Genomic DNA, 16,660 nt, shown 5'->3' with positions numbered 1-16,660 from the left:
GAGCGTCCCTGGCCCGAAGGCACGATAGGCCCTGGAGATGACGCAGCCGTACTTCCGGTAAAGAGTGGTCGGGTCGTCGTCAGTACTGACGCGATGAGCCTTGATCGTGATTTTCGCCTGGTCTGGCCGAGCGGTGTTCGCGACAATGGCTTCTCCACAGGGTGGAAGGCAGCGGCCCAGAACCTGTCCGATATCAATGCAATGGGTGGGACCAGCACCGCGCTCTTCATGGCCCTTACGATGCCTCCAGAAACAAAGATCCAGTGGGTCGAAAATCTGGCACGTGGGATGCTGACGGCGATCCGAGTACTTCACGGTCCCGGATGCCGGTTGGCAGGCGGTGATCTTGGATCAGGATCCGATCTTACGATGGCTGTCACAGTCATGGGGGAGACGGGAACCCGCGACCCCATACTTCGTCGCAGCACGAATATGCTCCGAAACCCAGAAGAAGCCGTGCTCATCCACACAGGCCATGTCGGATGGGCCGCCGCTGGCTTGTGCGTTCTAGAGACGCCACGGAAAGACCTGGAACACATTCTTCGTCAGAGTCCTCATCCGAGGCATCTGGTTCGGTTGATGGTTCGTGCAGTCCGAGCGCAAATGCGGCCGAGGCCGCCGCTGACCCAAGGGCCAGCGGTACATGGCGCAGTCGACTGCATGATGGATGTTTCCGATGGACTCACGCGCGACAGCCATAAGCTGGCCCAGGCCAACGGATTTCGCGCATTCTTGGATGAATCTTGGGTGAGCGCACGTTCGGCTGAGTTACGGCCTATCGCCGAGGCTGTTGGCGCTAGCGCTGAAGAGTGGGTCAAGGAAGGCGGCGAAGACTATGGCTTGCTCGGGGCGATACCCCACGATGCTCCAGTGCCCAGCGGGTGGTCACGCTGTGGCACCCTTCGGGCTCTTCGCGCGGATGATGTGGAAGCCAACGTAGTCGCTGGCGACACGGGGGGTTGGGATCATTTTTCCGAGTAACCTGGCTGACCCGCAAGCGGGTCAGCCATTCTCGATGGAGCGCACCATTTCCGTCAGCCGATGAGCCGCGCGTAGCACTGTTGCTGAATGATGCCGGCCAGGGGAGCGTGTCAGGCGCTCGATCGGTCCGGAGATCGACACTGCTGCAATGACTTTGTTGTTGGTTCCTCGCACCGGTGCGGAAACAGAACCGACACCCGTCTCGCGCTCACCCATGGACTGTGCCCAGCCCCGTCGGCGCACGCCTGCCAAAGTGGCCGGGGTGAAGATCGCCTGATCTAGGCCCTCGAGCAGACGTTCTTGGTCCTCCCAGGCCAGGAGTACCTGAGCGGCGGAGCCGGCTTTCATGGAGAAGCGAGTCCCGACCGGAATCGAATCTCGCAGCCCCACTGGTCGTTCAGCGCTCGCGACGCAGACTCTCGTGTCGGCATGGCGACGGAACAACTGAGCAGATTCTCCAGTGCTGTCTCGCAGCCATGCAAGAACCGGCACGGCCGCGGCCGTCATCCTGTCCTCGCCGACTGCTGAAGCCAACTCGGTGAGGCGGCCACCGAGAACGTAGTGCGATTGGTAGTCCCGGCTGATGAGTCGATGGTGAATGAGGGCAGCTGCAAGGCGATGCAGCGTGGGCCGTGCAATCCCCGTCGACTCGACCAACTGCGCCAGCGATGCCGGGCCGCGCTCCAGAGCGTGCAGGATCATCATTGACTTATCGACGACGCCGACGCCCGACGGGGAGTATGTGGGATCGACGGCTTCGTTTTCACGAGGGATGTGTGAGATCGGGGGTCGAGAGCTACTGTGTTCCACTATTCGATAGTATCATCTCAATATATGAGATGAATTGGTGACTGTTTTGCCCCCTTGTTCTCGCGGTGCGATTGTAGTGAGCATCAGGGCCCGGCCAGAAGGGGGACGGGTGGTTACTGGTATCGGAAGGCAGGCGAGATCGCCATGAGTGATCAGCAATCGGAATACGGAACGACCATCACGACGTGGGACCGCCCGCGTACACTCGCAGAAAAGGTGTGGGACGACCACGTTGTCGTTCGTGGTGAGCGCAACGGCGACGTCCAGACGCCTGACCTGCTATACATTGACCTGCACCTGATTCACGAAGTGACCTCACCGCAGGCCTTCGAAGGGTTGCGGCTGGCGGACCGTCAGGTGCGTCGCCGTGACCTTACCATCGGCACCGAGGACCACAACACTCCAACGATGGACATCAACAAGCTCATCGCGGATCCCACCTCGCGTAAGCAGGTGGACGCGCTGCGCACGAACGCCGAAGAATTCAACATCCGCTTGCACTCCCTGGGCGACCGTGAGCAGGGCATCGTGCACGTCGTAGGCCCACAGCTTGGTCTCACTCAGCCTGGCATGACGGTGGTCTGCGGTGACTCGCATACCTCGACCCATGGTGCCTTCGGTGCTTTGGCTTTCGGTATCGGCACCTCTGAGGTGGAGCATGTGATGGCCACCCAAACTTTGCCGTTGAAGCCGTTCAAGACCATGGCCATCAACGTGGAAGGGACGCTGAAGGAAGGCGTCACCTCCAAGGACATCATTCTGGCTGTCATTGCCAAGATCGGCACCGGTGGCGGTCAGGGCTATGTGCTCGAGTACCGCGGATCCGCTATTCGCTCCCTGTCCATGGAAGCTCGGATGACGATCTGCAACATGTCGATCGAGGCAGGTGCTCGCGCTGGCATGATCGCTCCTGACGAGATCACCTTTGACTACGTTCAGGGCCGTCCGCATGCCCCTGAGGGCCAGGACTGGGACGATGCTGTGAATTACTGGCGTACCTTGAAGACGGATGAGGGCGCCACCTTCGATCAGGAAGTCTTCCTGAACGCTGATGACCTCGAGCCGTTCGTGACCTGGGGGACTAACCCCGGCCAGGGTGTCTCCCTCTCGGCTAACGTGCCGGACCCGGCATCCTTCGAAGATCCGAATGAACGGGCCGCTGCCGAGCGCGCACTGCAGTACATGGATCTCACCGCAGGTACACCGATGAAAGAGATTCCTGTTGACACGGTGTTCTTGGGCTCGTGCACGAACTCTCGTATCGAGGATCTGCGACAGGCTGCAGCCATTCTCGAAGGACAGACGAAGGCCGAAAATGTCCGCATGATGGTTGTCCCGGGATCGCATCGCGTGCGCATGCAGGCTGAGGAAGAAGGTCTGGACAGGATTTTCAAAGAATTTGGTGCCGACTGGCGATTCGCTGGTTGCTCGATGTGCTTGGGTATGAACCCGGACCAGCTCGCGCCAGGGGAGCGGTGCGCATCAACATCGAACCGCAATTTCGAAGGGCGACAGGGCAAGGGCGGTCGCACTCACTTGGTGTCTCCCGTTGTTGCCGCCGCAACGGCGATCCGGGGAACGCTGTCATCACCGTCCGACCTCACATCGGATGCCGCAGTACTGCAGGACGCTTGAGGAGCTGAGAAAGAGTCATGGAAAAGATCAGCACACACACCGGTATCGGCGTTCCACTGAAGCAGTCCAACGTGGACACGGACCAGATCATCCCAGCTGTCTACTTGAAGCGGATCACCAAGACCGGATTCGATGATGCCCTGTTCGCAGGTTGGCGGAAGAACCCGGACTTCATCCTCAACCAGGAGCCCTATAGTCGAGGGTCGGTTCTGGTGGCAGGACCGGACTTCGGCACCGGATCTTCCCGTGAGCACGCGGTGTGGGCACTGCGTGACTACGGCTTCAAGGTCGTGATTGCCGCACGTTTCGCCGACATCTTCTACGGAAATGCGGGCAAGCAGGGACTGGTGGCCGCGCAGGTTGACCAGGGCGACATCGAGCTCATTTGGAAGGAGCTCGAAAACAATCCGGGCACCGAAATTACGGTGGACCTTGAGCACCGCCTGGTCGAGTGTGGATCCATCTCTACGACCTTCACTATCGACGATTACACGCGTTGGCGGCTCATGGAAGGCCTCGATGACATCAGCCTGACGCTGCGTGACGAAGAGCGAATTCGAGAATACGAAGCACGCCGTCCGGCGTTCAAACCCACGACACTCCCGGCACGCACGGCGGACTAATTCTCAGAACTTTGTCATCTTCTCGGCGTATGCTGTTCTCTACATGTGCGCGGTGAGGGGTCGTTTCGATCGCTCAGGACGCCAGGGAAGACTGCACCAGCCACGGAGGTTTCGAATCCTATGGGAGAACTGCTGACCATCAACGGCGGTAAGCCGCTCGAAGGACGTGTCAGCGTACGCGGCGCGAAGAACCTGGTGCCTAAGGCCATGGTTGCCGCACTTTTGGGGTCGGGAACTTCCGTGTTGCGCAACGTTCCAGAGATCAAGGACGTTGATGTCGTCACTGGGCTGTTGCAGCTTCACGGGGTCAAGGTCGAACGCGATTCCGAAGACGGATCAATGACGCTCGACCCTCGTGAAGCCAAGACGGCTGGATCGTCTGAGATCGATGCTTTTGCTGGCGATTCTCGCATTCCGATCTTGTTCTGTGGCCCGTTGATGCATTCCGTGGGTGAAGCATTCATCCCTGACCTCGGCGGCTGCAAGATCGGTGACCGTCCGATTGATTACCACCTGACCGTCCTTCGCAACTTTGGCGCCGTCGTCGAAAAGCGTCCGGGCGGAATTCACATCTCTGCTCCTAAGGGGCTCTACGGAGCCAAGCTCGAGTTGCCTTATCCTTCGGTCGGAGCGACCGAGCAGGTACTGCTGACCGCGGTGCGTGCCGAGGGCATTACGGAGCTTAAGGGCGCCGCCGTCGAACCAGAGATTCACGACCTGATCCACGTGCTCCAGAAGATGGGCGCGATCATTACGGTGCAGACAGACCGCACGATCCGTATCGAAGGCGTCAAGAAGCTCAGTGGTTACAACCACCTCGCCATTCCGGACCGCAACGAGTCCGCTTCCTGGGCATCAGCCGCTTTGGTCACCCAGGGCGATATTTTCGTCGAAGGTGCCATGCAGCGTGATCTGACGGCGTTCCTCAACGTGTACCGCAAGATTGGCGGTGAGTTCTCCGTCCACGACGATGGCATCCGTTTCTGGCATGGTGGCGACGCGCTGAACTCGCTGGTCTTGGAGACGGACGTCCATCCCGGGTTCATGACCGATTGGCAGCAGCCGCTGGTCGTAGCTCTCACCCAGGCACAGGGTGTCTCCATTGTGCACGAGACCGTGTATGAGAACCGGTTCGGCTTTACGGACGCGCTGGTGCGTATGGGCGCTTCCATCCAGTTGCACCGTGAGTGCTTGGGATCGGTGCCGTGCCGGTTCGGTCAGCGGAACTTCCTGCACTCAGCTGTGATTTCAGGACCGACGAAGTTGCATGGCGCCGACTTCGATATCCCGGATCTGCGTGGCGGATTCTCTCACCTTGTTGCGGCCTTGGCGGCCAAGGGGACCTCGCGTGCGACCGGCATCGAGATCATCAACCGTGGTTACGAAAAGTTCATGGAGAAGCTCGAAGGCCTCGGCGCCGACGTGTCGCTCTCTGATCAGCAGGCGTCACTACAGCTCATTTGATCCGTGCGGAGCCGGTGTGCCAAGTTTTTGCTCGGCCGGGTCTGCCCTACAGTTATAGCGTGACTGAGACATTTCTGCTGCGAGCCGGGTTCGCCGGCGCCGCCTCCATCGTTCTGCCGACACTGAACCTGTCGATGAACAAAGAATGGTCGGGCCGCGAGTACCTTCCCGACTCCGGGTTCATCCTGGTTGCCAACCACATTTCCGAGCTCGACCCACTCACGTTGGCTCACATGGTGTACCGGGCCGGCTACTTGCCTCACTTCCTCGCCAAGCGTGAACTCTTCGACGCGCCGGTGCTGGGAAAGATCCTTACTGGGATGCAGCAAGTGCCCGTCGACCGCGCCAAGGGCGGTGCGGAATCCCTCGAGGTCGCGGAGAAAGTGGTCTCGGATGGTGGGGTTGTCATCATCTACCCTGAAGGCACTATTACTCGTGATCCGCAGGGCTGGCCCATGGCGGCCCGTACCGGCGCAGCGCGTTTGGCCCTGAAGACCGGTGCTCCTGTGATCCCCGCGGGGCAGTGGGGTGTGCACGAGTTTTTACCGCGCAAGGCAAAGAAACCGTCCCCGTTCCCGCGGAAGACGTCACGTATTGCCATCGGTCCCGCTGTAGAGCTGGACGATCTGCGCAACGGTCCACTGACGCGCAAAGTCCTGGTGTCGGCCACCGAACGCATGATGCGCGCGATCACCGAACGTGTGGAGATTCTGCGCGAGGAAAAGGCGCCAGACGGGATCTGGGATCCTACGCTCAATAAACGTCGCCCGCATGGAGAAGCCCTCTGATGAGCTCACAACCAGCTCAGCCCAGCGCCGTTGGAGCGCGTGAACTGCCTGCGAACATCACCGTGTTGGGTTCCGGTTCTTGGGGAACCACCTTTGCCAAGGTGATTGCCGATGCAGCCGTCGAACGTGGTGACCACGATCTCGCCGTGATGCTCTGGGCGCGCCGCGACGACGTGGCGGCCGCCATCAATGAGCGACACGTCAATCCCGAGTACTTAGACGAGATCGACCTCCCCGAAAGTATTCGTGCCACCACAGATTTGAAAGCGGCGGTCGAAGGCGCGGAAGTGATCGTGCTGGCCGTTCCGGCTCAACATGTCCGCGAGCAACTGCATGCGCTGAAGGATGCCCTCGGCGAAGACACCGTCATCGTTTCCCTGGTGAAGGGACTCGAGCGGGGAACCGATGAGCGGATTTCTGAGATCTGTGCTTCGGAACTGGACCTAGATCCGGAGAACTTTGCCGTGGTTTCCGGTCCGAACCTGGCCATGGAGATTGCCCGTCGCGAACCGACGGCCACGGTGGTGGCATCTGCAAGTGAACAGACTGCCGCAAAGATCGCGAAGCTCACGAACTGCTCTTATTTCCGCCCCTACCGCAACACCGACGTCACCGGGGTCGAAATTGGCGGAGTGGTCAAGAACGTCATCGCCTTGGCTGTTGGACTCTGTGACGGGCGCGGATTCGGAGACAACTCGAAGGCGTCCATCATTACCCGCGGATTGGCCGAGACCACCAGGCTTGCTGCAGCTCTAGGGGCTCGACAAGAAACCATGGCGGGGCTCGCCGGGTTGGGCGACTTGGTCGCCACCTGTGCCTCGCCGCTGTCACGTAACCGCACCGCCGGTCGTTTTATGGGCGAAGGCTATCGAGCAGACGAACTGAACTCGGTCATGCGTCAGACGGCCGAAGGCGTCAAATCTGTCTCGGCCGTCGTCGAACTTGCGCACCGCATGCGTGTAGAAATGCCCATCAGCGAGGCGATGAACGCCGTCGTCTCCGGTGCCTTGGACGTAGAATCCCTGGCCACCCTGCTCCTCGCCCGTGATCTGAAATCGGAGGCCTCCTCATGACCTCAGCCCCCACGACTCGTCGCCGCGTACTTGTTCTCTTTGGCGGCCGTTCCGCGGAGCATCCGGTGTCTTGTGTCACCGCAGTCGGCGTTCTCAACGCCCTTGACCGCAATGCATACGAAGCCATCCCTGTTGGGATCACGCGCAACGGAACCTGGTCGGCCGTCCGGGAAACTCCCGATACCTGGACCGTATCCCGACTGATTGGACAAACGGCCATCCCAGAAGCCGAGGCAGCCTCCGGTAGCCCGCTTGGTGCAGAGTTGCCTGAGGTGCAGGAACCGGAGCACCCGGTGGCGCTCCACCGCGCCTCAACAGGGATCCAACTCGTCGACACGGTCACCCACGAAGTGCTCAGCGAGGTCGATGTCGTCTTTCCGCTGTTGCACGGTCCTTTCGGCGAAGACGGCACCGTTCAGGGGCTCTTCGAAACACTCGGGATTCCCTACGTGGGCGCCGGAGTGTTGGCGAGCGCGGTCGGTATGGACAAGCACTACATGAAGTTGGCTTTCCAAGCGGCTGGTCTAACTGTGGGCGACTGGGTCACCATTACGAATCGCGATTGGTATCAGCGTCGAGACCAGAAACTGGACGAGATCCGAAACCTTGCCTTCCCGGTGTTCGTGAAACCGGCTCGTGGTGGTTCTTCCCTGGGCATCACCCGAGTCACCGACCCGGCCCTGCTCGAGGACGCCATCGAGGAAGCCCGCAGATTTGACCCCAAGGTCGTCGTCGAGGCAGGAATCCTTGGACGCGAAATCGAATGCGCGGTCCTGGACGGGCATGAAACGGACGATCCTCGTGCTTCGTACCCCGGGGAAATCGAAGTGCTCGACGAAACGTCGGGCCACCAGTTCTATGATTTTGCCGCCAAGTATCAAGATGATGCCGCAGCCGAACTCAGCTGTCCCGCCCGGATTCCCGAGGATGCCATCGACGAAGTGCGTCGCCTTGCGGTGCGCGGATTCCAGGCTGTTGATGCGTCCGGACTGTCGCGGGTGGACTTCTTCTACACTCCGGATGGCCAATGGGTGATCAACGAGATTAACACCATGCCCGGCTTCACCCCTATCAGCATGTACCCGGCGATGTGGGACCGCACCGGTCTGAGCTACCCTGAGCTGATTCACGAACTCATTGAGCTAGGCGTCGAGCGCGGGACCGGGTTGCGCTGATCGCACTGTAGTCGGCGTAGCCGACTATCCCGACCGATTCAGCCGTTGGTGCTTGGGATGGGTGCCTGCGTCGCATCGGGCTGGGCGGTGCATTCCCGCTCTGCCGGAATCCTCTCTACCGCCGACGCGAGATCAACCATCACCGACGACGAAGCGGCACGAGAGGCATCAAAGAGCACCTCAACGGCAGGGTCCCGACCGTAGCTGGTGAGACGCCAATTCTCGCCTTCCTCCATGGCGATCCAGTCAACACCATTCGCGTTGACGCAGTGCTCCGTGGTGGGCCCCGGAACGTCCACACCGCAACGCAACACGACAGCCGCTGGATCACCCCATGCGCCCGTGGACTGCGCATCAGTGCGCGCCCGGTCGAAGCCGGCTACCGTTTCAGGAAGGGCAACCATTGCTTCTGCGCAGACAGGGTTGGTTGCATCTTCCGCGGTCTCGATTCCGGAAACCATGTTGCTGGCACACCCGGACAGACCCAAACCGACGATCGCAAACCCGGTTCCGAACACAGCCGTGGTGATGCGACGGCGACGTGGACGAGGGCCTGACGAGAGTGGGCGAAGCGCGAACGCGCCCGAGGAAGGTTGCATGACTCCAGCCTAACGATGTCTGGTTGCCGTCCGGTAAGAATGGCGATGAGAAGTCTTTCTCAGTAGGGTAGGACCGTTGTCCAAATCACTTGTCTATGAGACCGGAACCCCTGAGCTAATCGTGAATCCTCCAGCAGATCACCCGCGCACCGAGTCGCAGGAACCTCATGCCGTCGGTACTGGGGCACCGGTGATCTTGGAATGGCTCGTTCAAGCGGAGTCCGCACTGGCCAACAGCTCCGACCGACTCAACGCGATCAATATTTTCCCGGTGCCGGACGGTGACACCGGCACCAACCTCTACACGACCGTCGCGGCGGCCCGCTCCGGGCTGAATGTGGACGATCCCGCCGTCCGCACCGTGGGAGACGCACTAGCGCACGCCGGACGCGCCGCCCTGGACCAAGCGCGAGGTAACTCGGGCACGCTGATGGCGGTAGCGCTTACCGGGCTATCGGAGCCCATGCGAGAGTCGCCACGGCTCACCGCGCCGTTGCTCGCCCAGGGACTAGACCGTGCCCGCACGGCTGCATGGTCGGCACTGTCTGACCCACAGGAAGGCACGCTGCTATCGGTCCTGACTCGGTGCGCTGACGAGGCACGGGAGTTCCTGGATTCTCTGGATGACCAATCTTCCGATCACCTCAATTCTCGACGAGTCCTCGCCCAGTGTTGTGAGCACCTCGTTGTGACGGCCCGAACAGCCGTGGTGGCAACCGAGAATGAGCTGGCGGCGCTAACTCAAGCCAAAGTCGTTGACGCAGGTGCCATCGGTTTGCTGCTCGTACTCGACGCACTGCGTAGCGCCGTCACCGGCCGTCCCTGTGAAGAAGGCCTGCTCGAAGGACTGCACGGCACGGATATCCAGGCACCGCACCTGCATTCGCACCTACCCGATCATGAAGGCCATGAAGTGATGTGTTCCATGGTGCTGTCACCGTTGGACGCTGCGACCCTGCGCTTCGGGCTGGACGAAATCGGGGATTCGGTCATTATGTCTCCGATTTCCACGGACGCTGACACCGAAGGGCGGGTGCGTTGGCGGATCCACGCCCATGTTCCCAACGTGGAAACAGCCCTGGAACTCGTCCGGCGGGCCGGGCAACCGGAAAACCTCGACGTCACTGATCTTTCCGCGGGTGGGCACCCCCACGCGACCACCCACTCTCACCGGGACTCGTGAGCTCCCTCATCGCGGCCCAACCGGGCTCAGTACTTCACCAACCGCTCAGTGGCATTCTGGGCGGTCGCACAGCTACACGTTTGCAGGAACAGCTCAAGATCACCACCACCGGGGAATTGCTGGAGCACTTTCCTCGTCGCTGGGTGGAACTCGGTGAGCTGACACCCATTCATCAACTTCCCGTGGGGGAACAGGTCACGATCGTCGCTCGTGTCGTGTCCACTACCAAACGCCGCATGCAGTCGCGTCGGGGTTTCCTGGTCGATGTGGTCGTCTCGGATGACATCGATGGTCACTCCGGTGGAACGCTATCTATGGCGTTCTTCAACGGTTACGACGCTGATCGCCGCCTATCATCCGGCACCCGTGCCATGTTCCACGGCAAGACTGCCCTGTATCGGGGCGCATTGACTCTCAACAACCCCGATTTCACCGTGCTCGACGCTGCCGAAAACCCTAGCGATCAGGATCTATCTCCAATTCCGGTGTATCCGGCCACTGCGAAGCTAGCGTCGTGGACCATTCGCACCTGTGTGGATACCGTGCTGGACGCCATCAACTGGGACGCAGTTGAAGACCCAATACCCGACGATCTGCTTCGCGAGGCCTCGGACTCCTTGGAACCGTTGCCGGGACTGGACCAGGCCCTCCGCGACATACATCGCCCGCGTCAGGTATCGGATGCGTACCGGGCGAAAACCCGTTTTGCGCTCCACGAGGCGCTCATTTTGCAAGGTGTACTGTCTCAGCGACGCGAGCGCAATGCTACCCGGTCGGCCTCTACACCGTATCCGCGTCGCGAGGACGGAATGGCGGCGTTACTGGACGATCGGCTTCCTTTTACGCTCACGGAGGGACAGACGGCGGCTGGCACCGCCATCAGTAAGGGACTCGACTCGACTCAACCCATGTCGCGATTGCTCCAGGGAGAGGTTGGTTCGGGAAAAACGTTGGTTGCGTTGCGGGCGATGGCCCAAGTGGCGGACGGCGGCGGGCAGGCCGCACTCATCGCCCCGACGGAAGTGCTGGCCGCCCAGCATTATCGATCCATTGTCTCGACGCTGGATGTATTGGCCACTGCGGGGCAGCTCACCAGTTGGACGGGTCCGGCCACGGACGTCGTTCTACTCACCGGGTCGATGTCGACACAAGCCAGACACGAAGCGATGCTCAAGATTGCCTCGGGACAAGCTGGAATCGTCATTGGTACGCACGCGCTGCTCTCTGACCGCGTCAGCTTCGCCCAACTCGGGCTCGTCGTCATCGACGAACAGCATCGCTTCGGCGTCGACCAACGCGAGGCGTTGCGCCAATCCAATCCTGGCACTCACATGTTGGTCATGTCCGCCACACCCATACCGAGATCGGTCGCCATGACCGTCTTCGGTGATCTCGATGTCACCGTGTTGGACGGACTACCCTCCGGGAGAAAACCAGTGGCTACTCACGTGGCGCGGATGGATCACGGCCCGAGGATTATCGGCCGTGTTTGGGAGATTATCGCCGAGCAAATACAGGCCGGACACCAGGCGTTCGTCGTATGCCCCAAGATCACCCCAGGTCTGTCCGCTACGGATGCCAACACTGACTCCAGCGGCCTGAGGCTGAGTCTGACTGCACCGGAGCATGCGGCAGCCGTGGAAGACATGGTGGAACGGATTCCGCAGATCCCGGTCTTGCAGGGTACCCGTGTCGCAGCTTTGCACGGTCAATTAGACCAACCGACCCAAGACGAGGTGATGGGGCGGTTTGTGCGCGGCGAAATCGACATCTTGGTAGCAACAACCGTCATCGAAGTCGGAGTCGACGTTCCCAACGCTACGGTCATGGCGGTGCTGGATGCCGACGCCTTTGGACTGTCGACCCTGCATCAGCTTCGTGGTCGCGTGGGACGAGGGCAGGCCCCTGCCGTGTGTCTGCTAGCCACTCGGCTTCCCGACGGTCACACCGCTCTGGATCGTCTCGACGTATTGGCTGAGACGCAGGACGGCATGCGTATTGCAGAAGCAGATGTAATGGCCAGAGGTGAAGGGGACGTGTTGGGATCCAGCCAGCACGGATTTGGCTCCCGGTTGCTGGTGCTGAAAGTTCTGCGTCACGCCTCCCTCATCCAGCTATGCGCGGCATGGATCACGAAGGCTCGTGAACACGACCCCCAGCTACAGGCTTACCCGGCGCTGGCAGGTGAGATTGCCGCGTGGGAGGCGGCGCACGGGGCGACCTCCGGATATCTTGAGAAGACCTGATCCATGTTCTGACGTATGGTGAAGTTCTACACTCCGTCACCCACGACCCAAGGAGATTCGCATCGTGTCTCGCATCGTTTCAGGCGTGGCGGGAGGCCTCCCACTCGTCTCGGTCCCCGGTACTGGAACTCGGCCAACGACGGACCGTACCAAAGAAGCCCTGTTCTCATGGTTGGAATCCCGAGGTTGGCTGGAGGGAACCGCGGTGCTCGATCTTTACGCTGGCTCGGCTGCGCTTGGTTGCGAAGCCGCCTCACGGGGTGCGGGCGAAGTGCTCAGCGTAGAAAAGCACGGTAAGGCCGCCGGGGTGTGCAAGCGCAATGCAGAGACACTGAACAGCAAGCTCGGACGCACCGCCGTGCGAGTACAGAACGCGTCTGTTGATACCGCGTTACAGCAGTTGACACCGGGCCAATGGGACCTAATCCTTGCCGACCCACCTTACGATCTCGACGGTGAACAGTTGAATCGCAGCCTGGAGTTGATGGATGCGGTGTTGGATGAACGTGGACTGCTGGTGTTGGAGCGATCCACACGGAGTGCTGAACCCCAATGGCCCCAAAGGCTGGACGTGATCGAACAGCGTGACTATGGGGAGACTCGACTGTACTTCCTCCGTCCACGGGACGATGAACAGCCAGCCCGACGATGAAGGGGAGTGAGCCCGATGGAAAACACCGACAGTTCGATGCCGGTCACGGATTTGGCGATGGAGCAGGTGGTGACCGCGGGCGAGACCTACCAGATTGACCTGGTCACCTGGGGGCCAAGCAATAATGCTAGGGCGGGAGTGTTGGAACTGATCTTCGCCGACAGCGCAGGTAACAGGATTGAGGTTCCGGATTGGCCCCACCATTCGTCGTTGTTCGGTGAGTACCTCTACCTACGGGCCAAACAGGACCAGCCGCGGCGGATGACGCTGCTTGTCACCGCGCCGGCGGAGGCGACCCGGCTCCGGCTCACCGGCCATGCCTGGTCGGAGTACGAAGGGCTGAAACTGCTGGCACCACCACGGATCGTGCGTTGTGAACAAGCTGTTAGTACTGTCAATGAATCTATTGGTGGAGGGCTGAAAACTGGTATTGCGCTTGCGGCTGTCCACGCGTGCCACCATGTTCCTTTTAACATAGGGACTTTGCAGGTTGAGATTCCCATTCAAGGAAACCTTCGACCAGTGCAACAGATGCTTTACCTGCGTTTCTTCGCTGAGGACGATAGCCTACTGTGCGTTTCGCAAGGAACCGAGGAGGACTCGCTAGTCGTCGAAATTCAAGTGGAATCTCACGCGGCAAGCTGGCGAGTTCATAGTCGTGATATAGCCGTGCCAGACCGCGCAGCATACGTATTACTTTCTGGTCCGCCACCGGGGCATGATTCGAACCCCGTAACGGTCTTGCGATTACCGGGGCTGCGCTGGAAGCCCGCGGTGGAGGAATCATCCGAGACCACCTGACCTCAGCTCGATTGCGCTTTTTCTGCGTCGCGCCACTGTTGAGCCAGGTTGCGCTCATAGGTACGCGACAAGGTGTAGCTCTGTCCGAAGTACAAGCCGCCAGGCGTTAGCGTGATCTCTCCGATGACTAAACCCTGCACACTCCGGTACAAGTCGATGCGGCAGAACGGGGTCGGCACCGCGCTGGAGGCGGCCTCACCGACTCGAATAATTTCCGGTCCGATCTCGGACAGATCGAAGTCACCGATGTCCACTTTTCGTGGGTTGTAGCTGATCCGGTCTCCGCCGATCGGAGTCAGTTTCCGATCGAACCACTGCACCGTATGTGGCCGTGTGTTGCGATCTATCACCAGAATGAGCTCGACCCTCCCGCCGAAAGCGTAGACCTTGAAATCACGGGGAATGTCGTAGCCGTCAGCATCGACGACCTTCTCCTCGACGATCAAACGGTTGCCACTGAGATGCTTCTGGTTAAGCTCCGGACGGTCGAAAAACTCTTGCTGGCGCTCTCTGATCTCGTCCTCAGTGAGGACCTCATCATGAAACGCCTCGTGAAAACCCTCCGGGTGCTCCGAGAGGACCATGACTCCCTGCGCTGAATGTAGCTGTGTCGGTTTCAGCACGAACTCCAAGGGCAATCCGGAGAGATTGATCTCGGCAGGGGTCTCGAAATCTCGCAGAATATTCACCACAGGTAGGGAATGGGTCTGGCAGAACCGGGCACACTCTATCTTGTCGTGCAGGAACCATGGGACATCTGGTTCCTCACCGTCGATCCGTCGTTGAAGATACTGGTGCCAATACTCCATGCCGCCTCCTGTGCTGAACGTGGGGTGGTGTTTCTATCGAATGCGTGTGTTGAGGGCTTGGCGAGCTGCCGCGATCACGCTGGGTTGCTTGCAGAAGGCAAAGCGCATCCACGATTGCAGGGGAGCATCGCTGAGCCAAGGGCGGCACAATGCGGTCACGGGGATTCCAACAATCCCGACGGACTCGGCTAACCACCGTGCCGCTTCCGTGGCATCGTTGCGCCCCCACGGCTCCAGATCCACAACAGCAAAGTACCCGGATGCTGGAACCACAGGGTCTAGCCCCGCATCACGAAGCGCTGCCACAAGCTCATCGCGACGATGCCGAAAGCCGTCCCGCTGCTCCCGGAGGTAGTCATCACCCTCTCGCAGGGCGTGGGCAATTGCATGCTGGTACGCCGGACCCGACGAATACGTGAGGAACTGCTTGACGGCACGGATCGCAGCGACCACTTCAGGTGCACCCAGGACCCAGCCGATTTTCCACCCTGTGAGTGAAAAGGCTTTGCCCGCCGATGACACCGTCACGACTTTCGAGCTAGCCACCTCAGTGCCGTCGGATGCTGTACTACCGCTGGCCATCGGCAGGTGGGCGCCGTCATAGACGAGATGCTCGTAGACCTCGTCCGAGAGCACCCAGAGGTCATGGCGGTGTGCGATTTCCAGGAGCGCATCCCGCAACTGAGCCGTCAGTATCGATCCAGTGGGATTGTGTGGCGTATTGATGATGATCATTGAGGTGCGCGGAGTGATGGCGGCCTCCAAAGCCGCCGGGCCGGGTAGGAATTCCGGCGCATTCATGGGCACAACTACCTGGGTTGCACCCCGTAACGCGATCATGGCTGCATACGAGTCGTAGAACGGCTCAAAGGTGATGACTTCGTCGCCGGGTTTCACCAGGGCCAAAAGAGCCGCGGCAATACCTTCGGTGGCCCCGGTAGTGATCAGTACCTGATCTTCGGGGGAGTAATCCAACCCATAGTGGCGCTGTTGGTGCTCGCTGATCGCCCTGCGCAGCTCGATCAATCCGGTGCCCAGTGCGTACTGGTTGGCGTTCGTGGCTCCGGGGCTCATCACTAGTTCGGCGGCGCGCTGGCGGATCCACTCGGGTCCATCAGTATCGGGGAACCCTTGTCCAAGGTTCACCGCATGGTGCCGAACCGCCAAACTCGTCATCTCTTCAAAGATGGTCGGTGCCGGTACCCCTTCACGGAGCAACCCGGCTGATTCGGCCGCACTTTTCCAGGGTCCGGTGGGGTAGGGTCGAGTCAAGGAATCCATAGTCTTCATAGTAGGTTGTCCCATGCGTCGAGCAGTTTGTCCCGGTTCATTCGACCCCGTCCACAACGGCCACGTGGAGATCATCGCCCGGGCGTCCTCGCTCTTTGACGAGATCATCGTCGCGGTGTCTACCAACGTCAACAAGACTTACCGATTCTCCTTGGAAGATCGCATGACGATGATTTCCGAGACGGTGTCCTACTTGCAAGGCATCACCGTGATGGCACTGGAAGATGGGCTGATCGCAGAGTTCTGCCGCGACCAGGGCGCCAATGCCCTCATCAAGGGGATTCGCAATCCGCTCGATGTCGACTACGAAATGCCCATGGCGACCTTCAATAGGCACCTTACTGGCATTGAGACGATTTTCCTGCCGACGGATGGGCGGTATGCGCACGTCTCCAGTTCGCTGTTGAAGGAGATCTCAGGTTTGGGCGGGGACATCTCTGAATTTGTGCCGCGCTCGGTGGCACGCCGGTTGGCACGCTAACTCCGTAGCCTATCCTCGCGCGTCTATTTGGTTCAGTGCATCCTGGGCGA

16 protein-coding genes are annotated in these 16,660 nt (G+C 60.2%); 12 read left to right on the top strand and 4 right to left on the bottom strand.

Features of this window, described 5'->3' with window-relative positions; all coding sequences use genetic code 11:
* The first annotated feature begins 93 nt into the window (after window positions 1–93).
* The gene (locus O1A05_RS15775) at window positions 94–981 is read left to right on the top strand and encodes a thiamine-phosphate kinase (protein WP_442867692.1); all 888 of its coding nucleotides are present in this window, start codon (window positions 94–96) and stop codon (window positions 979–981) included.
* Between the two features lie 21 nt (window positions 982–1,002).
* Here the strand turns inward: O1A05_RS15775 and O1A05_RS12590 are convergent, their stop codons facing one another.
* On the bottom strand, window positions 1,003–1,686 hold the full coding sequence (locus O1A05_RS12590) for an IclR family transcriptional regulator (RefSeq protein ID WP_270105549.1): 684 nt from the start codon (window positions 1,684–1,686) through the stop codon (window positions 1,003–1,005).
* A gap of 249 nt (window positions 1,687–1,935) precedes the next feature.
* Between O1A05_RS12590 and leuC the strand changes: the two genes are divergently transcribed.
* From leuC to O1A05_RS12560, 6 genes are all read left to right on the top strand, one after another.
* Window positions 1,936–3,426 (top strand): 3-isopropylmalate dehydratase large subunit, encoded by a 1,491-nt coding sequence (leuC, locus tag O1A05_RS12585; protein WP_270105548.1) that lies wholly within the window; start codon window positions 1,936–1,938, stop codon window positions 3,424–3,426.
* Window positions 3,427–3,443: 17 nt separating this feature from the next.
* Window positions 3,444–4,049 (top strand): 3-isopropylmalate dehydratase small subunit, encoded by a 606-nt coding sequence (gene leuD / locus O1A05_RS12580; RefSeq protein WP_270105547.1) that lies wholly within the window; start codon window positions 3,444–3,446, stop codon window positions 4,047–4,049.
* A 120-nt stretch (window positions 4,050–4,169) separates the two neighbouring features.
* Window positions 4,170–5,513, top strand: coding sequence for a UDP-N-acetylglucosamine 1-carboxyvinyltransferase (gene murA, locus O1A05_RS12575; RefSeq protein ID WP_270105546.1), 1,344 nt, complete (start codon window positions 4,170–4,172; stop codon window positions 5,511–5,513).
* Window positions 5,514–5,572: 59 nt separating this feature from the next.
* Window positions 5,573–6,301 carry a lysophospholipid acyltransferase family protein gene (locus O1A05_RS12570; RefSeq protein ID WP_270105545.1) on the top strand — a complete coding sequence of 243 codons (729 nt, stop codon included), beginning with the start codon at window positions 5,573–5,575 and terminating at the stop codon, window positions 6,299–6,301.
* Entirely contained in the window at window positions 6,301–7,374 is a 1,074-nt protein-coding gene (locus tag O1A05_RS12565) for an NAD(P)H-dependent glycerol-3-phosphate dehydrogenase (RefSeq protein WP_270105544.1), read from the top strand. Before O1A05_RS12570 ends, O1A05_RS12565 begins: the two co-directional genes overlap by 1 nt.
* A complete protein-coding gene (locus O1A05_RS12560; RefSeq protein ID WP_270105543.1) occupies window positions 7,371–8,549 on the top strand; it encodes a D-alanine--D-alanine ligase family protein in 1,179 nt (392 codons plus the stop codon). Before O1A05_RS12565 ends, O1A05_RS12560 begins: the two co-directional genes overlap by 4 nt.
* A 38-nt stretch (window positions 8,550–8,587) precedes the next feature.
* Here O1A05_RS12560 and O1A05_RS12555 read toward each other — a convergent pair whose 3' ends face one another.
* Entirely contained in the window at window positions 8,588–8,953 is a 366-nt protein-coding gene (locus tag O1A05_RS12555) for a DUF3515 family protein (RefSeq protein WP_270105542.1), read from the bottom strand.
* Window positions 8,954–9,224: 271 nt separating this feature from the next.
* Here O1A05_RS12555 and O1A05_RS12550 point away from each other — a divergent pair, with 271 nt between their 5' ends.
* The 4 genes from O1A05_RS12550 (at window position 9,225) to O1A05_RS12535 (ending at window position 14,030) form a co-directional block, all read left to right on the top strand.
* A complete protein-coding gene (locus tag O1A05_RS12550) occupies window positions 9,225–10,331 on the top strand; it encodes a DAK2 domain-containing protein (RefSeq protein ID WP_333481986.1) in 1,107 nt (368 codons plus the stop codon).
* An 80-nt stretch (window positions 10,332–10,411) separates the two neighbouring features.
* Window positions 10,412–12,577 carry an ATP-dependent DNA helicase RecG gene (locus O1A05_RS12545; RefSeq protein ID WP_270105541.1) on the top strand — a complete coding sequence of 722 codons (2,166 nt, stop codon included), beginning with the start codon at window positions 10,412–10,414 and terminating at the stop codon, window positions 12,575–12,577.
* Window positions 12,578–12,641: 64 nt separating this feature from the next.
* Window positions 12,642–13,229, top strand: coding sequence for a 16S rRNA (guanine(966)-N(2))-methyltransferase RsmD (rsmD, locus tag O1A05_RS12540; RefSeq protein WP_270105540.1), 588 nt, complete (start codon window positions 12,642–12,644; stop codon window positions 13,227–13,229).
* Window positions 13,230–13,244: 15 nt separating this feature from the next.
* Complete coding sequence (locus tag O1A05_RS12535) at window positions 13,245–14,030, top strand: hypothetical protein (protein ID WP_270105539.1); 786 nt, start codon at window positions 13,245–13,247, stop codon at window positions 14,028–14,030.
* Window positions 14,031–14,032: 2 nt separating this feature from the next.
* Here the strand turns inward: O1A05_RS12535 and O1A05_RS12530 are convergent, their stop codons facing one another.
* Together O1A05_RS12530 and O1A05_RS12525 are read right to left on the bottom strand one after the other, a co-directional pair.
* Window positions 14,033–14,839, bottom strand: a complete 807-nt coding sequence (locus tag O1A05_RS12530) for an ATP-grasp fold amidoligase family protein (RefSeq protein ID WP_270105538.1) — start codon at window positions 14,837–14,839, stop codon at window positions 14,033–14,035.
* A gap of 33 nt (window positions 14,840–14,872) precedes the next feature.
* Window positions 14,873–16,120 (bottom strand): aminotransferase class I/II-fold pyridoxal phosphate-dependent enzyme, encoded by a 1,248-nt coding sequence (locus tag O1A05_RS12525; protein ID WP_270105537.1) that lies wholly within the window; start codon window positions 16,118–16,120, stop codon window positions 14,873–14,875.
* Between the two features lie 22 nt (window positions 16,121–16,142).
* Here O1A05_RS12525 and coaD point away from each other — a divergent pair, with 22 nt between their 5' ends.
* On the top strand, window positions 16,143–16,610 hold the full coding sequence (gene coaD / locus O1A05_RS12520; protein WP_270105536.1) for a pantetheine-phosphate adenylyltransferase: 468 nt from the start codon (window positions 16,143–16,145) through the stop codon (window positions 16,608–16,610).
* Window positions 16,611–16,660: the final 50 nt, after the last annotated feature.

The sequence above is a fragment of the Citricoccus sp. NR2 genome, assembly GCF_027594385.1.
Lineage (GTDB): Bacteria > Actinomycetota > Actinomycetes > Actinomycetales > Micrococcaceae > CmP2.
This window is presented reverse-complemented; position numbering and strand designations above follow the sequence as displayed.

Bases quoted from the DNA above. Each gene is read 5' to 3' on its own strand.
- leuD (WP_270105547.1), top strand. From the start codon at position 3,444: ATGGAAAAGATCAGCACACACACCGGTATCGGCGTTCCACTGAAGCAG.
- O1A05_RS12555 (WP_270105542.1), bottom strand. From the start codon at position 8,953: ATGGTTGCCCTTCCTGAAACGGTAGCCGGCTTCGACCGGGCGCGCACT.
- coaD (WP_270105536.1), top strand. From the start codon at position 16,143: ATGCGTCGAGCAGTTTGTCCCGGTTCATTCGACCCCGTCCACAACGGC.
- O1A05_RS12590 (WP_270105549.1), bottom strand. From the start codon at position 1,686: ATGATGATCCTGCACGCTCTGGAGCGCGGCCCGGCATCGCTGGCGCAG.
- O1A05_RS12525 (WP_270105537.1), bottom strand. From the start codon at position 16,120: ATGGATTCCTTGACTCGACCCTACCCCACCGGACCCTGGAAAAGTGCG.
- O1A05_RS12565 (WP_270105544.1), top strand. From the start codon at position 6,301: ATGAGCTCACAACCAGCTCAGCCCAGCGCCGTTGGAGCGCGTGAACTG.
- O1A05_RS15775 (WP_442867692.1), top strand. From the start codon at position 94: ATGAGCCTTGATCGTGATTTTCGCCTGGTCTGGCCGAGCGGTGTTCGC.
- murA (WP_270105546.1), top strand. From the start codon at position 4,170: ATGGGAGAACTGCTGACCATCAACGGCGGTAAGCCGCTCGAAGGACGT.
- O1A05_RS12560 (WP_270105543.1), top strand. From the start codon at position 7,371: ATGACCTCAGCCCCCACGACTCGTCGCCGCGTACTTGTTCTCTTTGGC.
- leuC (WP_270105548.1), top strand. From the start codon at position 1,936: ATGAGTGATCAGCAATCGGAATACGGAACGACCATCACGACGTGGGAC.
- O1A05_RS12535 (WP_270105539.1), top strand. From the start codon at position 13,245: ATGGAAAACACCGACAGTTCGATGCCGGTCACGGATTTGGCGATGGAG.
- O1A05_RS12530 (WP_270105538.1), bottom strand. From the start codon at position 14,839: ATGGAGTATTGGCACCAGTATCTTCAACGACGGATCGACGGTGAGGAA.